Source organism: Nocardia thraciensis, assembly GCF_054782435.1.
Genome location: NZ_BAAGSM010000028.1, coordinates 1 through 25,210, shown reverse-complemented (window position 1 = coordinate 25,210; position 25,210 = coordinate 1). Strand labels below are relative to the sequence as shown.

Sequence of the window (25,210 nt, the reverse complement as noted above, 5' to 3'; positions counted from 1 at the left end):
ACCGGCGATCTCGGCGATCAGGCGTTGTTGAGCTTGTTCAGCCGCTCACAGGACTCCAGGTACTCCTCGATCATGCGCTGCATCAGGTCGGCGGTGCGGTCGACCTTGGTCATCATGCCGACGACCTGGCCGACGGGGTTGAAGTTGACGTCCTTGGCGGCCTCCGGGTACCGGTGGCCGCGCTTGACGCCGTCCAGGGCGACCATCATCTGCAGCGGCATGGGCAGCGGGTCCGGGTTCTCGGTGGATTCCCACGCGTCGGTCCAGTCGTTGCGCAGCATGCGGCAGGGCTTGCCGGTCCACGAGCGCGAGCGCACGGTGTCGTGGCTCGAGGCATCGATATAGGTCTGCATCTGCGCGGGCGGCACATTCGCCTCCTCGACGGTCAGCCAGATCGACCCCGTCCAGGCGCCCGCGGCGCCCATCGCGAGCGCCGCGGCGATCTGGCGGCCGTTGCCGATGCCACCCGCCGCGAGCACGGGCAGGTCGCCGACCGCATCGATCACCTGCGGCCACAGCACCAGCGAGGAGATCTCGCCGCAGTGACCGCCACCCTCGGTGCCTTGGCAGACAACGAAATCCAGGCCCGCCCGCTTGTGGTTGAGCGCGTGCTTGACCGAACCGCACAGCGCGCCGATCAACCGGCCGGAATCCTGCACCTGCTTGATGACGTCGTCGGGCGGGGTGCCCAGCGCGTTGGCGACCAGCTTCGCCTTCGGGTGCCGCAGAATGACCTCCACCTGTGGGGCAGCGGTGGTGGCGGTCCAGCCGAGCAACTGGTTGTGGTGCTCGCCCTCGGGCAGGTGCGGAACCCCGTGGTCGGCAAGGATCTTCTCGGCGAACTCGCGGTGTCCCTGCGGAACCATTTCGCCCAGTTTGGCTTCCAGCTCCTCGGGACTGAGGCCGTCGATGCCCTGGCCCTCGTACTTGGACGGGATCACCAGGTCGACGCCGTAGACGCCGTGCACGTGCTCGTCCAGCCAGGCTAGCTCGACCTCCAGCTCCTCGGCGGTGAAACCGACCGCGCCCAGCACGCCGATGCCGCCGGCATTGCTCACCGTGGCGGCGACGTCGCGGCAGTGGGTGAAGGCGAAGATGGGGACGTCGATACCCAGTCGTTCGCAGATCTCGGTACGCATGGCCTGGTGGACTCCTCTTGTCTTCCGGCGCTGGAACAACCTTCGCCGACACACTAGAACACGTTTCAGAATTAGACTAGCGCGTGGGTGCCTTCAAATCGAGAGGTGCGCGGAGAAGAGGGGCGAGACTGCGGATGTTGCCCGGCGAGAACGTCCGGGGAGGCCGACGGCCGTGACCTCCCCGAGCCGAGAAACTCGTTCTAGTTCCTCATCCGGCGGTGAGCTTCGCGAAGTCGGGGGCGTAGACGGTCATCCACTGCGGGCGCAGGCGGTAGAAGACCACCTCGTTGTCCCAGTCGAAGCCGTCCGCGCCGTAGAAGTCCTGGAAATACGCGAGCAGCTCGGGCCACTGCGCGTCCGGCTCGCCGCCCTCGGGGTTGAGGATGTCGACGTGGCCGTGCGTGAATACGCCCAGGGCCTCGCCGCGCATGTGTGCGGCGCTCGCGGCGGGTCGGGCGGCGAGGTGCCGGGCCTTGGCCGCGGTGCGCGCGGTGCCGAAATGCCAGCTGCCGTGCAGGAAATGCCCGTCGGCGCCGCTGATGCGCGGCTCGCCCGCGGCGGTCACGGTGGACAGGGCGAGGGTGCACATGTCGGTGAGGACCGTGGTGAGTTGCACCGCGGTCAGGGTGCGCTCGGTATCGATGATCGAGCGGAGGTGCGTGGAGGAACGCGACAGGGACGCGTCCAGCAGGGCCTGCAGGTGATCGAGTTCTTCCGGAGTTTCGCGCATCGACCCACCGTAAGCGCGCCCCATTCCGCGACGTTTGACCGAAATTGCTCAGTTCGGTCCGGTTGCTATCCGAGTGTCGCCTTCTTCTTCTGCCCGGCGACGACGGTGTCGGTGGCGTCGACCAAGGCGGCGTTCACCAGCACCTCCTGCCCCCTCTGCAAGGGGGCGCCCGTCAGCACGACCACGGTGGTCTGCTGGTTTCCGTCGCAGGTGACGGGGCTCTGCGCGCCCTCGGCGGAGGGGGCGTCCGCCTGCGGGCCGCCCACCATGGCCTTGATGCCGACCACCCCGGCCGCGGCCTCGCAGTTGTAGACGATCTCCAAGTTCTCCGGCCCGATGCGATTCACGTCGATGGTGTTGGCGGCGAAGGCGGGAGCGGCGGTCGACACCGCGGCCAGTCCGATCGCACCGACCGCGGCGGCGAGGATGGCGGGACGCCGGAAATTCCGAAAAGTTGCCATTGATCCTGGTCCTCCTGCGTAGCGGAAGTAGATCACGGAACACTCGGGAACAGCGCGGTGCGCGTCGCACCACACGTCCATGCTCCCCCACCGCGGAGCCATGGGAAAGCACCGGCCGATAAAGAATCGAACCGGCCGTACCGCGGGTGGTTTCCCGGGTCCCTGCGTACGCTGATCCACGAGTCGACCGGCCACCGGATCCTTCGAGGAGCGCTTCTGTGACCACCGGGCAGTTCCCGTCCCCGCTTCGCGATATCGAGCGGGAGGTGCTCGACAGGGTGGTCGAGCTGGCCGTCGGATTCGCCGCGGCGGCAGCGGAATTCGATGAGCGGGCCGAGATCGCCGTGGATCATCTGCGGGACCTGCACGCCGCGGACGTGGACCGCGCCGTGCTGCCCGGGCGGGTCGGCGGCCACGGGGCGAGCTATGTGACCTTCGGGCAGATCGTGCGCACGCTGGCCAAGGCCGACCCCTCCACCGCGACCATCTGGGTGATGCATGCCGGGGCCGGAGTGGCGCTGGCCGAGATCACCGCCGATTCGCTGGGATCCTTCTTCGCCGACGAGTTCCTGGCGGGGAAGCGCTTCGCGAACGCGCTGTCCGAGCCCGCCAGCGGCAACCGCTTCCTCAACCCCCAGCAGGAGGCGGTCGCGGCGCCGGGCGGATGGTCGCTCACGGGCACGAAGAGGTTCGTCTCGGGCGCCGAGATCGCCGACTATCTTCTGGTGAACGCCCTGGTCGACGAGGAACCGACGTTCTTCGGGGTGGTGCCCGACGACACGGTCACGGTCGTTCCGATCTGGGACACGCTGGGCCTGCGCGCCACCCGCAGCCAGTTGCTCGCCTTCGACGACACCGTGCTGCGCGCCGAATACCGTGGCCGCAGGCCGAGTTTCGCGGATTTCGCGATCATTCCCGCGGGCCTGCCCGCGCTGTCGCTGGGCATCGCCGACGCCGCCCTGGACGCGCTGGTCTCCCACGCCCGGTCCCGGGAGATCCTCGGCAAGCCGCTCTCGCATCAGCAGTGGGTCCAGCACGAGGTCGCCGACGTGCAGACCCGGCTGGCGGCGGCGCACGCACTCTACGACCGCGCGCTGTGGGAGGCCGACAACGGGATTCCCGCGTCCTTCGGGAACCTGTCGCGCTCGAAGTATCTCGCGAACAAACTCGCCGTCGAGGTGGCGCAGCTCGGGGTGCGGATCGGCGGAGCTTCCGGCTACCTCAAGCAGTCCCCTATCCAACGACATCTGCGCGATGCCGGGGCGGGCCAGCTGATGGCGTACTCGACCGAGGTCGTCGCGGGTGTCATCGGCCGCGAGGTACTGGCGTGCCGGAAGAGTAGCCGGGCGGGCTTGTCGGTCCCGGATGTCAGACTCGCCGCATGCGATGGGCGGTGGCGGAGACGGGTGACGGCGGTGCGCAGCTGTGCCCGCTCGATCAGGACGGCCGCCCCGCGGGGCCGGTCCTGCGCGAACCCTCGCTCGCCGAGGCCGTGCGCGCCCGCCCCGAGGTGGAGCGGTGGGTCTGGCGGTCGACGGCCGAGATCTACCGCCCGCTGCTGGCGGCCGGTGTGCGGGTCGAGCGATGCTACGACGTGGAGGCCGCCGAATCCCTGCTGACCGGCCACGAGGAGGGTCAGTCGGGGCAGGCCCGCTCGCTCGCGGCCGGGTGGGCGCGGCTGCACGGCCTGCCCGTCCCGCCGGACGCTCCGGCGCGGGCCGCCGACACCCAGCCGTCGCTGTTCGAATCGGGCCCGGTGCCGCTGCCCCCGGGCATCGACGAGTTCGCCGCGCTGCTCGAGGTCTACGCGGGGCAGCTCGCGCGCACGGCGAGGGCCGAACGTCCGGACCGGATGCGGCTGCTGCTCGCCGCCGAATCGGCGGGCATGCTGGTGGCCGCGGAGATGACCCGATTCGGGATTCCGTGGCGCGCCGACGTTCACCGCCAACTGCTGGACACGATGCTGGGCGAGCGTTTTCCGGGCGGGTCCGAACCGCGGCGAATGGCGGAGCTGGCAGACGAGGTGTCGCGGGCCTTCGGCGGCGGGGTGCGGGTCCGGCCCGACCTGCCCAACGACATCATCAGGGCCTTCGCCCGCGCCGGAATCTCGCTCACCTCCACCCGGAAATGGGAGCTCCAGCGGATCGACCACCCCGCGGTGGAACCCCTGCTCGCCTACAAGGCGCTCTATCGCCTGTACACCGCCCACGGCTGGTCGTGGCTCGAGCAATGGGTGCACGACGGCCGCTTCCGCCCCGAATATCTGCCCGGCGGAACGGTTTCCGGCCGCTGGACCACCAACGGCGGTGGCGCCCTGCAGATCCCGAAGGTGATCCGGCAGGCGATACGCGCCGATCCGGGCTGGCGCCTGGTGGTCGCCGACGCCGACCAGATGGAACCGCGCGTGCTCGCCGCGATCTCGCGCGACCCCGGCCTGATGGAAGTGGCGGGCCGCCGCGACGACCTGTACGCCGACCTGGCCGCCCGCGCGTTCGACGGCGACCGCGCGCAGGCGAAGATCGCGCTGCTGGGCGCGATCTACGGCCAGACCTCCGGCGATGCCCTCACCCACATGGCGGAGCTGCGACGCCGCTATCCGGCCGCGGTCGGATACGTCGACGAGGCCGCCCGCGCCGGAGCGGAGGGCCGCCTGGTGCGCACCTGGCTGGGCCGCACCTGCCCGCCAGCGGCGCCGCCCGACCAGGGGGAGCCACCCCGGGAGGACGACGGGTACGGCGGCACCGCCGCGGCCCGCGCCCGCGGCCGCTTCACCCGCAATTTCGTCGTCCAGGGCAGCGCCGCGGACTGGGCCCTGCTGGTCCTGGCGGGACTGCGGCATGCGCTGTCCCGCGCCGGACTCCGCGCGGAACTGGCGTTCTTCCAGCACGACGAGGTGATCGTGCACTGCCCGGCGGAGGAGGCCACGATCGTCTCGCAGGCGATCGCCGCGGCCGCCGACGAGGCGGGCCGGATCGTCTTCGGGCCCACGCCGGTGCGCTTCCCGTTCACCACGGCGGTCGTGGAGTGCTACGGAGACGCCAAGTGAGCCAGCCTCATTCGTGCCCCGGCGCGCGGCCGAAGGCGTCTTCGGCACAGGTCGGCACAACGGCGTATCGCGCAGCCCGGGGCAGCGCCGCCGCGACGTGTCGATCGGATGCGGGGCCGGCAGGCCGCACCGGCAGCCCGCACCGGCCAGGCGGTCGGCAATCACGAGGAGGCCGCCGAGTTCCTCGGGGAGCTCTTCGACGCACGCCCGATGGCTCGGTCGCCGCGTTCACCGAACACCAGCCCTGCGTTCCGGGCGTAGGCCGTTCAGTCGAGGCAGAACTCGTTGCCCTCGATGTCCTGCATCACGAGGCACGACTCGTTGTCCTCGTCGGCGGGCAGCAGTCGCACGCGGGTCGCGCCGAGCGGCAGCAGTCGCGCGCATTCGGCCTCGAGCGCGGCCAGTCGCTCGGCGCCCACCAGTCCCGTGCCGACCCGCACGTCGAGATGCACCCGATTCTTGACGACCTTGCCCTCGGGCACCCGCTGGAAGAACAGTCGCGGGCCCACTCCCGTGGGATCGACGCAGGCGAAGTCCGTGCCCCGCTTCTCGGGTGGCAACGAACGGTCGAATGCGTCCCAGCTCGCAAATCCCTCCGGCGGCGGCGGTACGACATACCCCAGCACCTCGCACCAGAACCGAGCGACGCGTTCGGGTTCCGCGCAGTCGAACGTGACCTGAACCTGTCTGACCGATGCCATCGGTCCACGATAAGGCCCACACCGACTCTGGGGCGCCGGTCGGCGGTGCTGTCGGTCGCGGGCGCGGTGGCGGGGGTCGTTCGTGCCGCTGGTGGCGGTGGCGGTCGGACTGGGTGCGGTGTTGACGGCCTCGGCGATGCTGTTCCAGGCACGCGCGCCAGTGAATCGGCCCCCGACGGCCGCCCACACCTTTTGGCCGACAGCGCTTTCCAATCACGGGATGATGACGGTCCGTTCACCGGGCGCGTCCTGGTGTGTCCATGCCTTTTCCACCTCGGCCAGCGGGGCCGGGCGGGGGCGTACCAGCAGTCCACCGTCGGCGATCGCTTCGGCGACTTCGCGGAGTGCCTGGTTCAGGGCCTCCTGGGTGACCGAGGAGAATCCGCTGCCCAGGATGCGGAAGGCGTTGGAGCGCAGGGCATGGCCCGACAGGGTGATCTCCGGGCCGCCCATGCCGCCGATCTCCACGAGCGCGGCGTCGACCATCGCTGTCATGAGTTTCCTCCGTTTCCTGTTCGGTTAGGGCTCGGTGGTGGCGGCGGCGAGGATGTGGCGGGTGCGGGAGGTTTGTAGTGCGGCGTTGCCGACGGCGAACAGTAGCGCGGCGACGACGATGACCCAGGTCCAGACTTGGGGCCAGTGGGCGATCTCGACCAGTTCGTAGGTTTCCTTGATGGCGATGAGGGTCGCACCGGCCGCGACGAACAGCCAGCCGAGGGCGGTGTTGGAGAAGGCGAGCATGCGTTGGATCTGCTCGGTGGACATGGTTCGTAGCGCGAGCTGCTTCGTCCGTTCGCGTTCGCGGTGTTGTTTCCAGTACGCGACGGGAGGCAGTAGCCACCACCATGGCGAGATGTGCTGCGGACCGAGCAGTTCGGCGGGGAAGCTGGTTCGGTCGGTGAGCCCTTGCTCACGCAGTTCGATGGTGGCCTGATGCAGCGGTCCGGCGACCAGCAGCCACGCACCCACGGCGCCGAGGGCGGCGATGAGCGTGTTGTGCATTGCGGTATCCCTTCGGTCGAGCCTGTTACCGGGTCGGGGCGGGAAGGCGGATCGCGTGTGCCTCGGTCATCGGCTACTCCCGCTGGCGTGGTGCGGCGACGTGGGCGAGAGCGTCGGTCAGGGCCGGAGCCGGGTCGTCGGGGGCTGTGGCGGCACGCCAGGCGATGTAGCCGTCGGGGCGAACGAGGCTCGCGCCGGTGCTGTCGAGGCCGTAGGCGGTATGGAAGCTGTGGCCGTCGACCGGGACGGCGTCGAGCATTCCTTGTCGCCCACCGTGATCCCGGCGCGAGCCGACGATGCGAACCGGTGTGGTTTCGATGTTTCGGTGTTCATGGTGCGCTCCTTCGCGCGTCGCGTGTCACTCCGGATCGGGGCGCGGAGTGGCGCGAATCCCGTTGATCAGCACCGAGAGACCCCACCCGCCGCGCACTTCCCCGGGGCCGGACAGCAGGTCCGCACCCAGCGCACGGATGCGCGGGTAGCGTTCGGCGTCCGCGCTCTCGACAGCGGCGGCGAGCGCGATCCGCTCGGCGTCGTCGTCCGGGTTCGCGTCGTGGACCGCCTGCTCGGCTCCGGTCGCGGTGGCGAACCGCAGCAGGACATCGACCGCCCAGGCCGCCCGCCGATCGTCGAGGCCGCCCGCGCGCAGCAGTGCCAGCACGGCCTCCACCAAATCCAGGTAGCGGGCGCCCGACGGCCTGGTCAGCAGCGCCGAATCGGCCAGCGGCGGATACCGCGCAAGAACCCGAACGTACGACCAGAGCACCTGCCGCAGCCGATCCCCCCAAGCGCCTTCGGCCGTGACCGGACTCAGATCCACCGCCGCGAGCAACTCGTCCAGCACCGCCGCGTGCAGCTCCGCCGCGTTGCGGAAGTACACGTACAGCGACGCCGCACCGGTATCCAACTCGGCGGCCAACCGCCGCATCGTCACCTTCTCCAAACCCTCGGCGTCCAGCACCGCGACCGCCGCCGCCACGATGCCCGCACGGGTCAACGCGGGCTTGGCCGGACGCTCCCGGCGACTGCGGGCAATTCTCGGTTCATCACGCACATCACCACCGTAACGAACATGTTCGGTGTGACGTAGCGGACACCGCGGCGGTGCGCCTGCCACGAGAGACGGATCCATGCGAACATATGTTCGTGTCCGATGATCGTTCCGCACCCAGCCGTGAGCCGGTGGGTGGGGTTCGCAGGCGGATGGCGGCGCGGGCGGAGGCGTCGATCCTGCATGCGGATCTGGATTCGTTCTATGCGTCGGTGGAGCAGCGGGATGCGCCGTGGCTGCGGGGGAAGCCGGTCATCGTGGGTGGCGGGGTGGTGCTGGCGGCCAGTTACGAGGCGAAGGCGCTCGGGGTGCGCACTCCCATGAATGCCGGTCAGGCGCTGCGGATCTGCCCGCACGCGATCGTCGTGCCGCCGCGGATGTCGGCGTATTCGCATGCCAGCAAGGCGGTGTTCGAGCTCTTCCGCGATACGACGCCCGAGGTCGAGGGCATCTCGATCGATGAGGCGTTCCTGGACGTCGGCGGGTTGCGGCGGATCGCGGGCGCGCCGGTAGACATCGCCCGCAGGCTGCGCGCCGTTGTGCGCGAGCAGGTGGGCCTTCCCATCTCGGTCGGCGTGGCGCGCACCAAGTTCCTGGCCAAGGTGGCCAGCGCGGTCTCGAAACCGGACGGCCTGCTGGAGGTGCCGCCGGACGGCGAACTGGACTTCCTGCACCCCCTCCCCGTCGAAAGGCTCTGGGGCGTAGGCGAAGTCACCGCCGCCAAACTGCGCGACCACGGCATCACGCGGATCGGGCAGTTGGCCGAACTCGGCGAGCGCCCGCTGTCGTCCATCCTCGGGCCCGCGGCGGGCAGGCACCTGTACGCGCTGTCCTGGGCCCGGGACCCGCGCCGCGTCGAGACCGGTCGCCGCCGCCGGTCCATCGGCGCCCAGCGCGCGCTGGGTCGCAGGTCTCGCACACCCGACGAGGTCGAGGCCTATCTGCACGGCTTGGCCGACCGGCTCGGGCATCGCCTTCGCGCCGCCGACCGAGTCTGCCGAACCGTGGTGCTGCGCTTGCGTTTCGACGATTTCACCCGGGCGACCCGCTCACACACCCTGGCGGAGGCGACCGATCACAGCGCCACGATCCTGCGCGCCGCCCGTGATCTCCTCGCGGCGGCCATGCCGATGATTCACGAGCGCGGGCTCACCCTGATCGGCCTGTCGCTGACCAACCTGGACGATGCCGACAACCTCCAGCTCACGCTCCCCTTCGAGCCGCGCAGCGGCGCCACCCTCGATGAGACCCTGGACCGTCTGCGCGACCGATTCGGCGTCGGGACCGTCACCCGCGCCGCGCTGCTCGGCCGTGGCGAGGGGCTATCGGTGCCGCTGCTGCCGGACTGAGGCGGCTCACCGCCGGGTCGGCCGCAACCGCCGCAACAGTGCCGGATGCGTCGCCGCCCACAACACCACCCCGATCCCGAGCAGCACGGCGGCGATGGCGTACTGCTCGTTGTTGCGATCGGTGAACGGCGTGACCAGGAAGCCGCACGTCACCGCGCCCACCACGGGCAGCACGGTGGGAGTGCGGAAGTGCCGCTGCTCCACCGGGTCCCGCCGCAGCACGAGCACGGCGATATTCACGATGGTGAATACCGCCAGCAGTAACAGCGCCGTCGTCCCGCCGAGTTCGGGCACCTCGCCCACGAAGGTGATGAGGCCGATCGCCAGCAGCGCGGTGAATACGATCGCCACCCACGGCGTGCGCCGGAACGGATGCACCCGCCCGAGCGCCTGCGGGACGACACCCTGCCGCGCCATGCCGTACAGCAATCGGCTCGCCATCATCATGTTGATCAATGCCGTATTGGCGAGAGCGAACATGGTGATGAAGGCGAAGATTCGCGTCGGGAAAGCGGGCGCGCCGATTTCCACCACCTTCAACAGCGGCGTATCCCCGACCTTCAATTCCTGCAGCGGCACGAGTGCCACGGCGGTGATCGACACCAGTACGTACACGACACCGGTGATACAGAGGCCGGTCAGTAGAATTTTCGGGAAGATCCGGTTCGGCTCCTTACATTCCTCGGCCATGTTCACCGAGTCTTCGAACCCGACCATCGCGTAGAACGACAGCGTGGTGGCGACGATGACGCCGCCGAGCGCGCTCCGGTGCCCGGTCTCGAATTCGGTGATGCGGCTGAAATCGCCGTCGCCGAAACCCAAGGCCCACAGGCCGATTCCGACGACGATCAGCAGGCCGGTCAGCTCCACGCAGGTCAGCACGACGTTGGACCAGACGCTCTCGGCGACGCCGCGCAGGTTCACCACACTGACCACGAGCATGAACGCCACCGCGACCAGCGTGACCCCGACCCCCGTGCTCAGATCCAGGCGGAAGGCCGCGGCGAAATTGGCGGCGAATGCGCGAGCGCCCGTCGACGCGGAGGTGAGACCCGAGCACATCACCGCGAAAGCGACCATGAACGTGAGGAATTGAATGCCGAATGCCTTGTGCGTGTACAGCGCGGCCCCGGCGGCGTGGGGATATTTGGTCACCAGCTCCAGATACGAGAACGCGGTGATGAGCGCTACCAGAAACGCGACCACGAACGGAACCCAGACCGCACCACCCACCTGTCCGGCGACCTTCCCGGTCAGTGCGTAGATACCGGTGCCGAGGATGTCGCCGACAATGAACAGCAGCAGCAATCCCGGGCCGATGACGCGTTTGAGCTGGGGTTCGGCATTCTGGTCGGATGGGTTCGCGACGATCTCGGTCATGCTGACTCCCTCGAATTCCCCGGCGCGGCCGGCAGCCCGCGCATTTAAAACTGGAATTTACCCGTTTCGCGGGGGCAGTATTCGGGAGTCGACGATTCGTTACGTACGCCGGGCGAGTCTCAGGCGGGCAGCAACCCGGCGGCGGCCAAATCGTCGAACAGCAGTTGGTCCACCGGAGGTACGAGCGCGCGGTCGGTGTAGCCGAACCAGGCGATCTCGTCGATCTCGCTGCTGGGCTCGAGGGTGCCGGCATAGTCGGCGGTGTAGCACGCCATGCGGACCAGACCCGATGGGGCGCCGGGCAATTCGGCCTCGTAGGTCCCCACGTGCGTGACGGTCTCCGGGTCGAGCGCGACGGTCAGCTCCTCGTCGATCTCGCGCAGCAGTGTCTGCAGATCGCTCTCGGCGCCCTCGCGTTTCCCACCCGGGACGAAGAAGACGTCCTTCCCGTGCGGCCGCGCGCACAGAATCCGCCCGTCCTCGATCAGCACCCACGCCACGGTGTCGAGGAGCCGCTGCCCCGGTTCGGTCCGCATCGGTGCAGCCTACCGATTTTCGATGGGGTCCTCCGGCCACCCCCGGAAGGGACGGAAGTCCCTGTGATCTTCGGCAAACACACGGCATTGTGTGACGCGCGGGCCACCGACCCCATCCCCCTGCGGGGGCCCGCACCCAAATCTTCCAGCTCACCCGCGCCGCCCAGAACTACGACGAGTTCAAAGGCGATCGCACGAACCTCACCGCTCGTTCGGAGTGCGTCCCATTGCCACCGCCGTCGCATCCGCCATGCGAACACCTGATCCCACGTGACCCGCACCATGCCCCGCGACAGCCGGCCCGATCACGTGGTTGAACCATGCATCATCGCGCATGTGTTGCTAGCCTGTCGCTGTGACTCCGAAACAGACCGATCTCCCCGAACCGTTCTGGAATCTCGAGACCCGGCTGTCGGCAGTGCTCTCGATGCTGGCGGGCTTTGTCGGTGCCGCCGCCTACACCCATTCTGCCGGATACTTCGTCACCTTCATGACCGGAAATACCGAGCGGGCGATTCTCGGCAATTTTCTGGGCGATCACACCCTGGCGGGCGGCGCGCTGGCGCTGATCGTTTGTTTCGCGGTCGGTGTAATCGTCGCCTCGGTGTGCCGCAGGCACTGGTGGCGCAACCACCCCCACGGCGCCACGATGCTCGCCACGCTCGTGCTGGCGATCGCCGCGATCCTCGATCAGATCCTGGCCGACCACGACAAGGATCTGGGCCTCGCGCCGATCCTGTTCGTGGCCTTCGCCATGGGGTCGCTGAACACCTCGTTCGTGAAGAACGGCGAAGTGTCCATTCCGGTCACGTATGTCACCGGCACCCTGGTCAAGCTCGCGCAGGGCATCGAGCGCCACCTGTCCGGCGGCACCGCGCGCGACTGGCTCGGCTACGCGGTGCAGTACGGCTCCTTCGCGGGCGGCGCCGTCATCGGCGGCCTGATCAGCCTCGTCATCGACGGTGGCGACATGCTCTACACCGCGGTGATCGGATCGGCCATCGTGGCGGCCTACACCTGGTTCGCCGACCCGCGCTGGGCACGCGACCACGAGGAGGAGCTGCGGGTGCCCGAGCGCGACCGGAACTGACGATCTACACGAGATGTTTGGGCCGCTTGTCCATCAGCCGCAGGATGAGCGGGGTGAAGATTAGCTGCATTGCCAGGTCCATCTTCCCGCCGGGCACCACGATGCAGTTCGGCCGCGACATGAACGAATCGTGCAGCATCGACAGCAGATACGGGAAGTCGATCACCTTCGGATCCGCGAAACGGATCACCACGAAACTCTCGTCCGCGGTCGGAATCGTGCGCGCGATGAACGGATTCGAGGTGTCCACCGTCGGCACCCGCTGGAAATTCACGTAGGTCCGGGAGAACTGCGGACAGATGTACTTCACGTAGTCGGGCATGCGCCGCAGGATGGTGTCGATGACCGCCTCGCTGGAATACCCGCGCTCGGTCTTGTCGCGAATGACCTTCTGGATCCACTCCAGGTTGATGATCGGCACCACACCCACCAGCAGATCGGCGTATTGCGCGACATCGATCCCGCCGGATACCGCGGCGCCGTGCAGGCCCTCGTAGAACAGCAGGTCACTGCCCGGCGTCAGCTCCTCCCACGGGGTGAAGGTGCCCACCTCCTGGCCGTAGGGCTTGGCCTCCGCCTCGTCGTGCAGGTAGTGCCGAACCAACCCGACACCGGTCTCGCCGTAATCGCGGAACAGCGTCTCGAGCTCGGTGAGCAGATTCGCCTCCGGACCGAAATGCGAGAAGTGCAGATCGCGGTGCTGCTCGGCCTCGGCCATCGCCAGTTTCATCGCGTTGCGGTCGAAGCGGTGGAAGGAATCGCCCTCCACGATGGCGGCCGTGATCCCTTCCCGCCGGAAGATCTCCTGAAAGGTCTTGGTGACACTGGTGGTCCCGGCGCCGGAGGACCCGGTGATGGCGACCACGGGATGCTTCAGTGACATCGCACCTCCACTGTGCTGCGGTGACATTCGGTGTCGCGCACCGACGTTCAATGGCGTCCGGGGCGAAACAGCGAACGCGTACCGAACAGGGAGGCATCGAAACTGGGCCCCTCCTCGGGTTCGCGGTGATAGCGCTCGATCCGCTCGACCTCGTTGCGCGAGCCCAGAATCAGCGGCACCCGCTGATGCAGTTCCCGCGGCCGCACCTCGAGCACCCGTTCCCCGCCGGTGGTCGCCCAGCCGCCCGCCTGCTCGATCACGAACGCGATCGGATTCGCGCCGTACAGCAGCGAAACCCGGCCCGGCCGTTCGGGACAGCGGGTGTCGTACGGATACAGGTAGACCCCGCCGCGGGTGAGAATGTGGAAGGTGTCGGCGACCAGCGAGGCCACCCAGCGCATATTGAAATCGCGGCCCCGCGGGCCCTCCACGCCCTCCAAGCATTCGTGGACGTAACGGCGCACCGGCCGCTCCCAGAACCGCTCGTTGGCGGCGTTGATGGCGAAACCCGAAGTGTCCTCGGGGATTCGCAGGCGCGGGTGGGTGAGCACGAACGCCCCGATCTCCCGGTCCAGGGTGAAGCCGTCCACGCCGCTGCCGGTGGTGAGCACCAGCATCGTGGCCGGGCCGTACAGCGTGAAGCCCGCGCATACCTGGCGCACGCCGGGCTGCAGGAAGTCCACCGCCTCGGGACATCGCCCGTCCTCGGGCGCGCGCAGGACGCTGAAAATCGTTCCGACAGGGAGATTTACGTCGATATTGGAGGATCCGTCGAGCGGGTCGAACGCCAGCAGATACTTGCCTCGGCGATATTCGGTGGGGACCGGATGGAAGTCGTCCATCTGCTCCGACAGCAGCGCCGACAGCGGCCCGGTCCACTGCGATTCGGCGACCATGATGTCGTTGGCGATCGCATCCAGTCGGCGATGCACGGTCGGCGGCAGGTTCTCGGCGGGCTGGGCGCCGAGGGACCCGACGATGCGGCCCCGGGTGACCTGGTTGGCGATGATCTTCGTCGCGGTGGCCAGGACGTTCAACAGCGCGGAGAACTCGCCCGAGGATCCGGGATGGCGGTGCTCCTGCTCGATCGTATACCGGGTGAGCGTCTCGAGTCCCTCGGGCATGTGCTACTCCCTGCGAAATACGCTGCTGCCGTACACATCCGCGGCGGTGAGCGTGGTGAGGTCCGCCTTGCCGAGCGGCCGGTCCAGGTCGACGAGCCGCTTGGCCTGCCGCAGCCTGCAGCGGTCCAGGGCGTTGCGGACGCTGCGCCCGTTGGCGAAACGCGGTCGGGCCATGCGCAGTTCGAGATATTTCGCGAACGCCTCGGCGCCGTCCGGGTCGAAGCGCAGACGCAGGTCGTCCACCATGAGGTCGGTGATCGCCCGCAGTTCGTCGTGGGTGTAGTCGGGGAATTCGATGTGGTGGGCCACGCGCGAGGACAGCCCGGGGTTCGCCGAGAAGAACGTCTCCATCCGGTCGGGGTATCCGGCGAAGATCACCACCAAGCTGGCGCGCTCGGTTTCCATCTCCTGCAACAGGATCTCGATGACCTCCTGGCCGTAGTCGCGCTCGTTCTCCGGCCGGAACAGGTAATATGCCTCGTCGACGAACAGCACCCCGCCCGCGGCCTTGGCCAGGGCCTCCTTGGTCTTGGGCGCGGTGTGGCCGATGAACTGGCCCACCAGGTCGTCGCGAGTCACCGTGTGCACCTTCGGTTTCCGGATGTAGCCGAGGGTGTGCAGCAGTTCGGCCATGCGCAGCGCCACGGTCGTCTTGCCGGTGCCGGGACCGCCGGTGAAGCTCATATGCATCGTCGGGCGCGCGGCCGCCAGGCCGAATCGCTCGCGAGCCCGCTCGACCAGCAGCAGCGCCGCGATCTCGCGAACACGGCGCTTGACCCCGGCCAGGCCGACCAGTTCCACGTCCACGCGGGCCAGCGTGTCCTCCACGCGCTGCCCGGCCAGGTCCGTCGAAAGGTCCAGCAGCGCATCGTCGTTCAGCGGTTCGGCGTCGAGCGATGGCTCACCCGAAACACCGCTCGGCGCACCGTTTCTCGGCGGCTCGGGGACGCCGTTACCCGTATTACCCGGCCGCTGCATGCGGAATCCGGACACCCGCCGGTCGAGCGCAGGTTCTCGATCATTCTGTGCCGGTTGGCGTTCCGGGATCAAGGCTGCCACCCCTGTTCGGACTTCTCTCGGCGGGCTCGGCCGCCGTCTCCACGCGCGGACTCAGCCGTCGCCTACTTCTTCGCGACTCAGCCGCCGTAGCGCCGCCCGGTGGGCAGTTCTGTCGCGTATGCGTGCCATCCGTAGTGCTGGCGGCGGTCGTCGGATTCCGTGCGCGTCAGCACGAATCCGGGTTCGTCCGGCGGACGCTGCACCACGAAGCTCAGCGCCGTGGTCTGCCTGCCGTAGCTCGCGTCGTAGGCGTTCACGCGAATGTAGTGCTGCGGGAACGTATTCCGGCAGGCGTTCAGCTCGGCGAGCACCCCGTCGGGCTCGTCCAGATCGAACAGCGGCAGACCCCACATCTCCCAGTACGTGTTGCGCGGATGCGGGTCGTCGGTGTACTCGATCGATACCGGCCAGCCCGCCAGCAGGGCGTAGCGCACCTGGGCCGCGATCTCGGCGTCGGTGAGTTCGGGCAGGTGGGAGAACGTTCCCTGGCGCAGATACATGGCGAATCCTCGGCTCTCAGCGGTTGGCGGTCGGCACGGCGTCGGGCGCGTCGGTGGAGGTGTACTCGAAGGTGACATCGCCCCAGGTCGTCAGCGCCGCTTCGAGCGGGCCGCAGACCGCCGCGGCGCGGCGCAGCACGTCCGGCCCTTCCTTCAGCAGATCGCGACCCTCGTTGCGCGCCTTCACCACCGCCTCCAGCGCCACCCGGTTGGCCTCGGCGCCCGCGGCGATGCCCATCGGGTGCCCGATGGTGCCGCCGCCGAACTGCAGCACCACGTCGTCGCCGAACAGGTCCACCAGCTGGTGCATCTGCCCGGCGTGGATGCCGCCCGAGGCCACCGGCAGCACGCCGGGCATGCTCGCCCAGTCCTGGTCGAAGAAGATGCCGTTGCGCGGATTCGCCGGAATGTGGTTGTCCCGCAACGTGTCGTAGAAGCCCTGCACCGTATGCGGATCGCCCTCGAGCTTGCCGATCACGGTGCCCGCGTGCAGATGGTCGACCCCGATCAGGCGGCACCACTTGGCCAGCACCCGGAAGCTGACGCCGTGCGTCTTCTGCCGCGTGTAGGTCGAATGCCCGGCGCGATGCAGATGCAGCAGCATGCCGTTGCGCCGCGCCCAGTGCGACATCGACTGCATGGCGGTGTAGCCGACCGTGAGATCCATCATGATGATCACGCCGCCGAGCGATCTCGCGAACTCCGCGCGCTCGTACATATCCTCCATCGAGGCGGCGGTGACATTGAGATAATGGCCCTTCAACTCTCCCGTTTCCGCGACGGCCCGGTTGACGCCCTCCATGGCGTACAGGTACCGATCCCGCCACCGCATGAACGGTTGCGAGTTGATGTTCTCGTCGTCCTTGGTGAAATCGAGACCGCCTCTGCACGCCTCGTACACCACCCGGCCGTAGTTGCGCGCCGACAGGCCTAGTTTCGGTTTCACGGTGGCGCCCAGCAGGGGCCGCCCGTATTTATTGAGATACTCCCGCTCCATCACCGTGCCGTGCGGCGGCCCCTGAAAGGTCTTGACGTAGGCCACCGGGATGCGCATATCCTCCAGCCGCAACGCTCGCAGCGGTTTGAATCCGAAGACATTTCCGATCACCGAGGAGGTCAGATTCGTGATCGAACCCTCCTCGAAAAGATCGAGATCGTAGGCGACGTAGGCGAAGTACTCCCCCGACCGCCCCGGGACCTCCTCCACCCGGTAGCACTTGGCGCGGTAGCGGTCGTGCGCGGTCAGGCGGTCGGTCCAGACGACAGTCCATGTAGCGGTTGAGGATTCCCCCGCCACCGCCGCGGCCGCCTCGATCGGGTCGACGCCCGGCTGCGGCGTCACCCGGAATACCGCGAGCACATCGGTATCGCTCGGTGCGTAGTCGGCGTCGTAGTATCCCATCGACGCGTAGGACTGAACTCCCGGATCCCAGCGGTCGCGGGTGGATTCGTCGGCCATCGGTTGCTCCTGTTCGCCGGGCTGCAGATCCAGAATGACCGGGGCTGTGCCACCGAACAATTCGATTGTTTCTCGTCTCGCTCAACCGGTTCGTTGAGTTTGCTACCGTCTGACGATGGGAACGGTGAGCGCGGTTCGCATGGAAACCTTTCTCGCCGTGGCCCGACACAACAGCATCCGCCGCGCGGCCGCGCAACTGCACATCACCGAGGCCGCCGCCTCCGCCGCCGTCGCGCACATCGAGAAACAGCTGGGCGCCAAACTGATCGCGAAATCCGGACGCGGAATCGCGCTCACCGAGGCCGGGCGCGTGTACGCCGAATATTGCCGCAGCATCCTGGGTTTGATGCAGGAGGCGCAGGCCGCGGTGCGCCGCGCCGAGACGGGGCGGCTGCGCATCGGCGTCGTCGCCACCGCGGGCGAGTACGTGCTGCTGCGCCCGCTGGTGTCCTTTCGCGACCGCTATCCGGAGATCGAGGTCGGGTTGTCGATTCAGCCCCGCGACATCCTGTTCCTCGAATTACTGCACCACGAAACCGATCTCGTGATCGCGGGCCGACCACCGCGCGAGGCCGGGCTCGTCGTCCGCGCGCGCCGCCCCAGCCGCCTGGTGGTCGTCGGCGCCCCCGGCCACTGCCCGGATCCCCTGGCCGCCACATGGCTGCTGCGCGGCCACGGTTCGGGCACCCGCGAGACCACCCTTGCCCTGCTGGACCGGCTGCAGATCCGCCCGCCCACCCTCACTCTCGGCTCCCACGGCGCCGTCCTGGCGGCGGCGCGCGAGGGCCTGGGCGTCACCCTGATTCACAGCGACGCCGTCGAAAACGACATAGCCACAGGAATTTTGGAGCTGCCCGAGGTCGACGGCACACCCCTCGACCGCCCCTGGCACGCCGTCACCACCCGCACGCCGACCCCGGCCGCCAAACTGTTCCTGGGCCACCTCACCGATCCGGACCGGGTGGGCGCCGCCGCATTCCGCACCCACCAGCAGTAGGGCCCACCACTCCCTCCCCGACCTTATTGCCGGCGCGCGCGGTGTGACAAATTCCATCCGCCGTCGTATTTATTTAGTTAGTGCACGGCAACTATATTACCGGGAGGTTTATCCGCTTGCTGCCCTCCGGGAAGGACACTCTTGACCTCCGCTCAACCCGCCGGTGGCGTCGACTCCGGCGACGTGCAGACCCTCCGCCGCCGGCTCCGCGTGGACCGCGACCACCCGCGCTACAAGTGGGTGGCGCTGTCGAACACCACACTGGGCATGCTCATGGTCACCATCAACTCCTCGATCGTGATCATCTCGCTGCCCGCGATCTTCCGCGGCATCCATCTCGACCCGCTCTCCCCCGGCAATGTCAGTTACCTGCTGTGGCTGCTGATGGGGTTCCTGCTGACCTCCGCGGTGCTGGTGGTGCTGTTCGGGCGGCTCGGCGACATGTACGGCCGCGTGCGCATCTACAACATGGGCTTCGTGGTGTTCACCCTCTCGGCGATCGCCCTGTCGTTCGATCCGTTCGACCTCGGCGGCGGCGCGCTGTGGCTGATCGTCTGGCGGATCGTCCAGGGTGTCGGCGGCGCCATGCTGATGGCCAACTCCGCGGCGATCCTGACCGACGCCTTCCCCGCCAGGCAGCGCGGCGTGGCGCTGGGCATCAATCAGGTCGCGGCGGTGGCCGGTTCGTTCCTCGGCCTGCTGATCGGCGGCATCCTCTCGGAATGGGACTGGAAGGCCGTGTTCTGGGTGAGCGTGCCGATCGGGATCCTGGGGACCGTGTGGTCCTACCGGTCGCTGCACGACTTCGGCACCCGCACCCCCGGCTCACTGGACCTGCCCGGCACCCTCACCTTCGCGCTCGGCCTGACCGCGCTGCTCACCGGCATCACCTACGGCATCCAGCCGCACGGCGACTCCAAGACCGGCTGGACCAACCCCTGGGTGCTGGCCGCGGTCATCGGCGGCATCGCCCTGCTGGCGGCGTTCTGCGTCATCGAGACCACAGTGCGCCAACCGATGTTCCAGATGTCTCTTTTGCGCAATCGCACCTTCGGACTGGGCAATCTGGCCGGGCTGATGGCGTCGATCGGGCGCGGCGGCCTGCAGTTCATGCTGATCATCTGGCTGCAGGGCATCTGGCTGCCGCTGCACGGCTTCGACTTCGAGAGCACGCCGCTGTGGGCCGGGATCTACATGCTCCCGCTCACCGTCGGCTTCCTGGTGGCGGGCCCGATCTCGGGCTGGCTCAGCGACCGGTACGGCGCCCGCCCGTTCGCCGCGGGCGGCTTGGCGCTGGTCGCCGTCACCTTCGTGCTGCTGGTCGTGATCCCGGTCGACTTCAACTACTGGCTGTTCGCGCTGATCATCCTGCTCAACGGCCTCGGATCGGGCATGTTCACCTCGCCCAACACCGCCGAGGTGATGTCGGCGGTCCCGGCCTCGCAGCGCGGCGTCGCCTCGGGCATGCGGGCCACCCTGATGAACGGCGGCATGGCGCTGTCGATCGGCATCTTCTTCTCGCTGATGATCGTCGGGCTGTCCGGAACGCTGCCCGGCGCAATGGATTCCGGCCTGCGCGAGCAGGGGGTCTCGGCGCAGGTGGCGGGCGAGATGGCGGATATGCCGCCGGTGGGCAGCCTGTTCGCCACCTTCTTGGGCTACAACCCGTTCGAGGAGCTGCTGGGCCCCAGCGGCACGCTGGATCAGCCGGGCGTGCAGGCCGACGTGCTCACCGGACAGGAGTTCTTCCCGCATTTGATCTCCGGGCCGTTCCATTCCGGCCTCGTGGTGGTATTCCTCGGCGCGGCCATCATGATGTTGATCGGGGCCGTCGCGTCCTGGTTCGCGGGCAACAAGTACGTCGTCGACGAGCAGGCGGAGCTGGCGCAGGCCGACCGCGAGGGCACGGGCATACTTACGGAGACGCACAATGCCGATCCGGCAGTGACCGGCGTAGGAGCGAAAAAGGGATGATCCAGCGGGAGCGCGCGCGCAGCGCCGAGCAGCTAGCAGAGGCGGCCGACTTATACATGGCCCTCGGCCGGATCACTCGGCTGCTGCGCCGCTCCGGCGACCTCGGGTCGCTGAGCCCCGGGTCGGCGGCCGCGCTCGCGACGCTGGTCCGCACCGGCCCGATGCGGCTCGGCGACCTCGCCGCCGCCGAACGCGTCACGGCGCCGACGATGTCGCGGATCGTCTCGGCGCTGGAGAAGGTCGGCTACATCGTGCGCACCGCCGATCCGGTCGACGGGCGCGCGCAGCTGCTGTCGGCCACGGAGCCCGCCCGCGCGCTCGTGAACGGGCTCACCTCGGCCCGGATCCAGCGATTCGCCGACGCCCTCGACGACCTGCACGCCGACGAGCGGGCCGCGCTCACGACCGCCATGACGAAACTGGTCGACCTGCTCGACGAGTAAGACAGCTCACTTTCTCACGCGTGGATGCCATTGTGGCTGCGCGGATTTGATATTTCTGATAGAAAAAGACTACTTCCTGCAGACAAAAGATCTGGGTTGCTCACAAAGTCGTGGGCCGGAGGTTCGAGCTCCCGGAGACCCCACTTTGCAGCGCGGCTTTCGGAGCTCGGTACTGCTTTCCGGAGGAGAACCGTGATGACTGTCCGCTTCAACACCACGCCCATCGACCCGCGTGATGACCTCGAAACAGCCGACGACGCCGTGGTATGGCCCGAGCCGAGCCCGCTCTCGTCGTGGTGGCAGAAGGTGATGCAGCCCCCGGTCGCGGACCGGCGTTCGGCCCCGCAGCAGCCCTGAATCCGTCGTTCCTGCGGAGGTCGGCAGCATAATCCGGCCTGCGCCGGAACGACGGGTCGCGGTGTGCGGGGCACGCCGGAGCGGCGGTGGCAGCCCGAACTTGACTTGGAGCACACTCCAGGTCGTAGCGTCGGAGCAGGTGAGCGAGCGCTCACGCTGCCAATCCGGTGTCATCTAGGAGGACTCCCGCATGATCGCGACCAGGAAACTCGGCGGGCTGACCGTGGGCGCGCAGGGGCTCGGCTGCATGGGCATGAGCCAGGCCTACGGCGTGCGCGACAACGACGACGAGTCGATCGCCACCATCCATCGCGCGCTGGACCTGGGCGTCACGCTGTTCGACACCTCCAACGTCTACGGACCCGAGACCAACGAGCGGCTGCTCGGCCGCGCCCTCGCCGATCGCCGCGACCGGGCGGTGGTGGCGACCAAGTTCGGCATCGTCTGGGGCGAGGACGGCTCGATGGGCGCGCGGGGCGACGCGGCCTACGTCAAGCGGTGCTGCGACGAATCGCTGGCCCGGCTGGGCGTCGACCACATCGACCTGTACTACCAACACCGCGTCGACCCGAACGTGCCGATCGAGGAGACCTGGGGCGCGCTGGCCGAACTGGTCGCCGCGGGCAAGGTGCGCCATCTCGGCATCTCCGAGGCGGCGTCCGCGACCATCCGCGCCGCGCACGCCGTGCATCCGGTGACGGCGCTGCAGAGCGAATGGTCGCTGTGGACCCGCGAGATCGAGGCCGAGGTGGTTCCCACCTGCCGGGAGCTGGGCATCGGCATCGTGCCGTTCTCGCCGCTGGGGCGCGGCTTCCTCACCGGCGCGGTCACCTCCACGGCCGATCTGCCCGCCGACGATATGCGCCGCAACCTCCCCCGCTTCGCCGACGGCAACTTCGACCGCAACCTGGCCATCGTCGACGCGCTCCGCAAGATCGCCGACGAAAAGGGCGTCACCGCAGGGCAATTGGCGCTGGCATGGGTGCAAAGCCGCGGCGTCGACGTGGTCCCGATCCCGGGTACCAAGCGCCGCGCCTACCTCGAGCAGAATGTCGCCGCGGCCGAGATCGAGCTCACCGCCGACGATCTGGCACGCATCGAGCAGGCCGCTCCGGCCGACGCCGTCGCGGGCGCCCGGTACCCCGAGCAGTACGCTCGCGCCGCCGGTAAATGACGGCGGCAACCTTATCGACCGGACCCCTTGCGGCGCACCAGGGTCCGGAGGGACGGCGCGGTCGACTCCGTCCTCCCGCACGGCAGCGGGCCGGTTGCGCACGCCTCGCGCAACCGGCCCGCGCCGGGTATTTACCGTCAGTCGTCGTCGCGGTTGGTGGACAGTACCGCACCGGAGTTGGCGTCGACCCGCACCTCGTATTCGATGCGGTCGGTGCCCACGACATCGACCTCCCACACCGTGGCGCCGCGGTCGTGGTCCAGGTCGGCGTGCTGCGCCGTGGCGCCGGGGACGGCCTCGAGCGCCTTGGCGGTGGCCTGCTCCTGGGTGATCGTCGGGTTCGCGGCCGGGGCGGCCCCGGCACGTCCCTCGGTGCCGAGCGATGCGAGCGCGACGCCGCCACCGATGAGTGCGATGGCCACGGCTCCGACCAGAACCCAACGCAGGGCGCCCAGTGCCCGGCGGACAACGACTGCCATGATCAACCTCCTGTGCCGAATGATCTCGAATGCGGTCACCACCGTCGCACCGCGCGGCTGAAGGCAACCTGAACCCACCTGAAATCGTCTTCAGGAACGATCTGTCAGGCTGGTGCCCATGCGTTTGCTGATCGTCGAGGACGAGAAACGCCTGGCCGACACGCTCGCGAAAGGCTTGGCGGCCGAGGGATTCGCCGCGGACGTCGCGCACGACGGGGCCGACGGCCTGCACCTGGCCACCACCGAGGACTACGACCTGATCATCCTCGACATCATGCTGCCGGGCATGAACGGCTACCAGGTGTGCGCCACCCTGCGCGCGGCGGGCGACGACACGCCGGTGCTGATGCTCACCGCCAAGGACGGTGAATACGACGAGGCCGAGGGCCTGGACACCGGCGCCGACGACTATCTGAGCAAGCCGTTCTCCTACGTGGTGCTGCTGGCCCGCATTCGCGCCCTGCTGCGCCGCCGCACCCGTGGCGGCGCGGCCCAGCTGACCGTGGGAGACCTGACGCTGGACCCGAACACGCACAGCTGTCACCGCGGTGGCACGGAGGTGGCGCTCACCGCGAAGGAGTTCGCGGTGCTGGAGCAGCTCGCGGTGCACGCGGGGGCCATCGTGTCGAAAGCCGATATCCTGCAACATGTCTGGGATTTCGCCTTCGATGGCGACCCGAACATCGTCGAGGTGTACATCAGCGCGCTGCGCCGCAAGATCGATGCGCCGTTCGGCCGTCGATCGATCACCACGGTGCGCGGCGCCGGATATCGGCTGGTGGCCGACCGTGGCTGAGTTGCGGCGCCGGTGGCGGTGGTTCAGTTCGGTCCGGGCCCGCACGGCCGTCGCCGCCGCCGTGGTCGTGGCGGTGGGGCTGGTGGCGGCCGGGGCGGTCGTGCTGGCGGTGCTGCGGCACAACCTCGTCGAGAGCGCGGGCGTGCAGGCGGAGATGACCGCCCGCGAGGTCGAGGCGCAGCTGGCCCGCGGCGCCGACCCGGGAGCGCTCGAGCTCCCCGACGCGGACAGTCAACCGGTGCAAGTCATTTCGGCCGACGGGCGGGTCCTGGCCGCCGACGACGATCTGCGCGGCCAGCCGCCGATGACCGATTTCGCGTCCTCGGGCAAGGACGATGACGACGAGGATGACGACGACGAACGGCCGACGCCCGCGCCGAAGGAACAACCTGTCGAATTCCGCGATATGCGGCTGCCGATCGCCGACGACGACACCGGCGGCCACGACTTCCGCGTCGCGGCCCTCGCCACGACGATGCCCACCGGGCAGCAGGTCACCATCTACTCCGGATCCTCGCTCGCCACCGCGGACAAGGCGGTCGCCGGGGCCCGCAACGCCATGCTGCTCGGCCTGCCGCTGCTGCTGGCCCTCGTCGCCGCGGTGGCCTGGCTGGTGACCCGGCGCGCGCTGCGGCCCGTGGAGGCGATCCGCCGCGAACTCGCCGAGATCATGGGCGGCGACCTGAGTCGCCGTGTCCCCCAACCGAATTCCCGCGACGAGATCGCCCGCCTCGCCGAGACCACCAACACCACGCTCGCGGCCCTGGAGCAGTCCGCCGAACGCCAGCGCCGGTTCGTCGCCGACGCCGCGCACGAACTGCGCAGCCCGATCGCGAGCCTGCGCACCCAACTCGAGGTCGCCCAGGCGCACCCGCGCCTGCTCGATATGGACGGGCTGATTGCCGACACCGTCCGGATCGAACACCTCGCCGCGGACCTGCTGCTGCTGGCGCGTCTGGACGCGGGCGAACTGCCCCGGCGCGAACCGGTCGAGCTGGCCGCCCTGGTGCGCGACGAACTCGCCCACCGCATCGGGGATCGCCATCCGGTACGGATGGACCTGCGTGACGGGCCCGCCACGGTGCTCGGCAGCCGTACGCAGCTGGGCCGCGTGCTGACCAATCTCGTCGACAACGCACAGCGCCATGCCGCCGGGTCGGTCCGGGTGGCGCTCGACCACACCGGAGGCTCCGTGGTGCTGGCGGTCTCCGACGACGGCCCCGGCGTCTCGCCCGACGACCGGGAGCGCATCTTCCGCCGCTTCGTCCGCCTCGACGACGCCCGCAGCCGCGACGAGGGCGGCGCCGGTCTCGGCCTCGCCATCGTCCGCGATGTCGTCGACCGCCACGGGGGCGAGATCCGCGTGGAGGACAGTGCCGAGGGCGGCGCGAGATTCCTGGTGACCCTGCCACTCGCCTAGTACTCCAGCATCACTTTGTAATGTAATCGGTGTCGGCGCTGGTAGTGGGCCTGTTTGGCG

General features: G+C 68.7%; 26 protein-coding genes and 1 pseudogene. 11 read left to right on the top strand and 16 right to left on the bottom strand.

Annotated features, from left to right (window positions below):
• Window positions 1-17: 17 nt before the first annotated feature.
• The 3 genes from ACYVLQ_RS18580 to ACYVLQ_RS18570 all read right to left on the bottom strand — a co-directional run bounded on the left by ACYVLQ_RS18580 (window position 18) and on the right by ACYVLQ_RS18570 (window position 2,330).
• Window positions 18-1,139 carry an NAD(P)H-dependent flavin oxidoreductase gene (locus ACYVLQ_RS18580; RefSeq protein WP_460698752.1) on the bottom strand — a complete coding sequence of 374 codons (1,122 nt, stop codon included), beginning with the start codon at window positions 1,137-1,139 and terminating at the stop codon, window positions 18-20.
• Window positions 1,140-1,347: 208 nt separating this feature from the next.
• Entirely contained in the window at window positions 1,348-1,869 is a 522-nt protein-coding gene (locus ACYVLQ_RS18575; RefSeq protein WP_460698751.1) for a pyridoxamine 5'-phosphate oxidase family protein, read from the bottom strand.
• A gap of 65 nt (window positions 1,870-1,934) precedes the next feature.
• Window positions 1,935-2,330 (bottom strand): hypothetical protein, encoded by a 396-nt coding sequence (locus tag ACYVLQ_RS18570; protein ID WP_460698750.1) that lies wholly within the window; start codon window positions 2,328-2,330, stop codon window positions 1,935-1,937.
• 146 nt (window positions 2,331-2,476) lie between these two features.
• On the opposite strand from ACYVLQ_RS18570, the pseudogene ACYVLQ_RS18565 reads away from it, so the two are divergent.
• Both ACYVLQ_RS18565 and ACYVLQ_RS18560 read left to right on the top strand, forming a co-directional pair.
• Window positions 2,477-3,640 (top strand): annotated as a pseudogene (locus tag ACYVLQ_RS18565) (acyl-CoA dehydrogenase family protein); the annotation flags it as partial.
• A gap of 71 nt (window positions 3,641-3,711) precedes the next feature.
• Window positions 3,712-5,376, top strand: coding sequence for a bifunctional 3'-5' exonuclease/DNA polymerase (locus ACYVLQ_RS18560; RefSeq protein ID WP_460698749.1), 1,665 nt, complete (start codon window positions 3,712-3,714; stop codon window positions 5,374-5,376).
• A 266-nt stretch (window positions 5,377-5,642) separates the two neighbouring features.
• On the opposite strand, the gene ACYVLQ_RS18555 is transcribed toward ACYVLQ_RS18560, so the two are convergent.
• The 5 genes from ACYVLQ_RS18555 to ACYVLQ_RS18535 form a co-directional block, all read right to left on the bottom strand.
• Complete coding sequence (locus ACYVLQ_RS18555; protein WP_460698748.1) at window positions 5,643-6,077, bottom strand: VOC family protein; 435 nt, start codon at window positions 6,075-6,077, stop codon at window positions 5,643-5,645.
• Between the two features lie 213 nt (window positions 6,078-6,290).
• The gene (locus ACYVLQ_RS18550) at window positions 6,291-6,572 is read right to left on the bottom strand and encodes a hypothetical protein (protein ID WP_460698747.1); all 282 of its coding nucleotides are present in this window, start codon (window positions 6,570-6,572) and stop codon (window positions 6,291-6,293) included.
• Window positions 6,573-6,596: 24 nt separating this feature from the next.
• Window positions 6,597-7,079 (bottom strand): hypothetical protein, encoded by a 483-nt coding sequence (locus tag ACYVLQ_RS18545; RefSeq protein WP_460698746.1) that lies wholly within the window; start codon window positions 7,077-7,079, stop codon window positions 6,597-6,599.
• A 73-nt stretch (window positions 7,080-7,152) separates the two neighbouring features.
• Complete coding sequence (locus tag ACYVLQ_RS18540; RefSeq protein ID WP_460698745.1) at window positions 7,153-7,338, bottom strand: aromatic-ring hydroxylase C-terminal domain-containing protein; 186 nt, start codon at window positions 7,336-7,338, stop codon at window positions 7,153-7,155.
• A gap of 99 nt (window positions 7,339-7,437) precedes the next feature.
• Entirely contained in the window at window positions 7,438-8,133 is a 696-nt protein-coding gene (locus ACYVLQ_RS18535) for a TetR/AcrR family transcriptional regulator (RefSeq protein WP_460698744.1), read from the bottom strand.
• Window positions 8,134-8,219: 86 nt separating this feature from the next.
• Between ACYVLQ_RS18535 and dinB the strand changes: the two genes are divergently transcribed.
• Entirely contained in the window at window positions 8,220-9,479 is a 1,260-nt protein-coding gene (dinB, locus tag ACYVLQ_RS18530) for a DNA polymerase IV (RefSeq protein ID WP_460698743.1), read from the top strand.
• A 6-nt stretch (window positions 9,480-9,485) separates the two neighbouring features.
• On the opposite strand, the gene ACYVLQ_RS18525 is transcribed toward dinB, so the two are convergent.
• Together ACYVLQ_RS18525 and ACYVLQ_RS18520 are read right to left on the bottom strand one after the other, a co-directional pair.
• Window positions 9,486-10,859 carry an APC family permease gene (locus ACYVLQ_RS18525; RefSeq protein ID WP_460698742.1) on the bottom strand — a complete coding sequence of 458 codons (1,374 nt, stop codon included), beginning with the start codon at window positions 10,857-10,859 and terminating at the stop codon, window positions 9,486-9,488.
• 119 nt (window positions 10,860-10,978) lie between these two features.
• The gene (locus ACYVLQ_RS18520) at window positions 10,979-11,395 is read right to left on the bottom strand and encodes an NUDIX hydrolase (protein ID WP_460698741.1); all 417 of its coding nucleotides are present in this window, start codon (window positions 11,393-11,395) and stop codon (window positions 10,979-10,981) included.
• 355 nt (window positions 11,396-11,750) lie between these two features.
• On the opposite strand from ACYVLQ_RS18520, the gene ACYVLQ_RS18515 reads away from it, so the two are divergent.
• Window positions 11,751-12,485 (top strand): YoaK family protein, encoded by a 735-nt coding sequence (locus ACYVLQ_RS18515; RefSeq protein ID WP_460698740.1) that lies wholly within the window; start codon window positions 11,751-11,753, stop codon window positions 12,483-12,485.
• A 4-nt stretch (window positions 12,486-12,489) separates the two neighbouring features.
• On the opposite strand, the gene ACYVLQ_RS18510 is transcribed toward ACYVLQ_RS18515, so the two are convergent.
• From ACYVLQ_RS18510 to ACYVLQ_RS18490, 5 genes are all read right to left on the bottom strand, one after another.
• Window positions 12,490-13,368, bottom strand: coding sequence for a phosphoribulokinase (locus tag ACYVLQ_RS18510; protein WP_460698739.1), 879 nt, complete (start codon window positions 13,366-13,368; stop codon window positions 12,490-12,492).
• Window positions 13,369-13,415: 47 nt separating this feature from the next.
• Window positions 13,416-14,492 (bottom strand): class 1 fructose-bisphosphatase, encoded by a 1,077-nt coding sequence (locus ACYVLQ_RS18505; protein WP_460698738.1) that lies wholly within the window; start codon window positions 14,490-14,492, stop codon window positions 13,416-13,418.
• 3 nt (window positions 14,493-14,495) lie between these two features.
• The gene (locus tag ACYVLQ_RS18500) at window positions 14,496-15,470 is read right to left on the bottom strand and encodes an AAA family ATPase (protein WP_460698737.1); all 975 of its coding nucleotides are present in this window, start codon (window positions 15,468-15,470) and stop codon (window positions 14,496-14,498) included.
• 158 nt (window positions 15,471-15,628) lie between these two features.
• On the bottom strand, window positions 15,629-16,051 hold the full coding sequence (locus ACYVLQ_RS18495) for a ribulose bisphosphate carboxylase small subunit (RefSeq protein WP_460698736.1): 423 nt from the start codon (window positions 16,049-16,051) through the stop codon (window positions 15,629-15,631).
• Between the two features lie 16 nt (window positions 16,052-16,067).
• Window positions 16,068-17,510 carry a form I ribulose bisphosphate carboxylase large subunit gene (locus ACYVLQ_RS18490; protein WP_460698735.1) on the bottom strand — a complete coding sequence of 481 codons (1,443 nt, stop codon included), beginning with the start codon at window positions 17,508-17,510 and terminating at the stop codon, window positions 16,068-16,070.
• Between the two features lie 115 nt (window positions 17,511-17,625).
• Here ACYVLQ_RS18490 and ACYVLQ_RS18485 point away from each other — a divergent pair, with 115 nt between their 5' ends.
• The 5 genes from ACYVLQ_RS18485 to ACYVLQ_RS18465 all read left to right on the top strand — a co-directional run bounded on the left by ACYVLQ_RS18485 (window position 17,626) and on the right by ACYVLQ_RS18465 (window position 22,455).
• On the top strand, window positions 17,626-18,507 hold the full coding sequence (locus ACYVLQ_RS18485) for a LysR family transcriptional regulator (RefSeq protein ID WP_460698734.1): 882 nt from the start codon (window positions 17,626-17,628) through the stop codon (window positions 18,505-18,507).
• 267 nt (window positions 18,508-18,774) lie between these two features.
• Complete coding sequence (locus ACYVLQ_RS18480) at window positions 18,775-20,481, top strand: MFS transporter (RefSeq protein ID WP_460698943.1); 1,707 nt, start codon at window positions 18,775-18,777, stop codon at window positions 20,479-20,481.
• Entirely contained in the window at window positions 20,478-20,924 is a 447-nt protein-coding gene (locus ACYVLQ_RS18475) for a MarR family winged helix-turn-helix transcriptional regulator (protein WP_460698733.1), read from the top strand. Before ACYVLQ_RS18480 ends, ACYVLQ_RS18475 begins: the two co-directional genes overlap by 4 nt.
• A 195-nt stretch (window positions 20,925-21,119) precedes the next feature.
• Window positions 21,120-21,281, top strand: a complete 162-nt coding sequence (locus ACYVLQ_RS18470; RefSeq protein ID WP_460698732.1) for a hypothetical protein — start codon at window positions 21,120-21,122, stop codon at window positions 21,279-21,281.
• Window positions 21,282-21,474: 193 nt separating this feature from the next.
• Entirely contained in the window at window positions 21,475-22,455 is a 981-nt protein-coding gene (locus ACYVLQ_RS18465; protein WP_460698942.1) for an aldo/keto reductase, read from the top strand.
• Between the two features lie 137 nt (window positions 22,456-22,592).
• On the opposite strand, the gene ACYVLQ_RS18460 is transcribed toward ACYVLQ_RS18465, so the two are convergent.
• Window positions 22,593-22,934 (bottom strand): PepSY domain-containing protein, encoded by a 342-nt coding sequence (locus tag ACYVLQ_RS18460; protein ID WP_460698731.1) that lies wholly within the window; start codon window positions 22,932-22,934, stop codon window positions 22,593-22,595.
• 118 nt (window positions 22,935-23,052) lie between these two features.
• Here ACYVLQ_RS18460 and ACYVLQ_RS18455 point away from each other — a divergent pair, with 118 nt between their 5' ends.
• A complete protein-coding gene (locus ACYVLQ_RS18455; protein WP_460698730.1) occupies window positions 23,053-23,730 on the top strand; it encodes a response regulator in 678 nt (225 codons plus the stop codon).
• Window positions 23,723-25,150, top strand: a complete 1,428-nt coding sequence (locus tag ACYVLQ_RS18450; RefSeq protein ID WP_460698729.1) for a sensor histidine kinase — start codon at window positions 23,723-23,725, stop codon at window positions 25,148-25,150. The genes ACYVLQ_RS18455 and ACYVLQ_RS18450 overlap by 8 nt, the downstream gene beginning before the upstream one ends.
• Window positions 25,151-25,210: the final 60 nt, after the last annotated feature.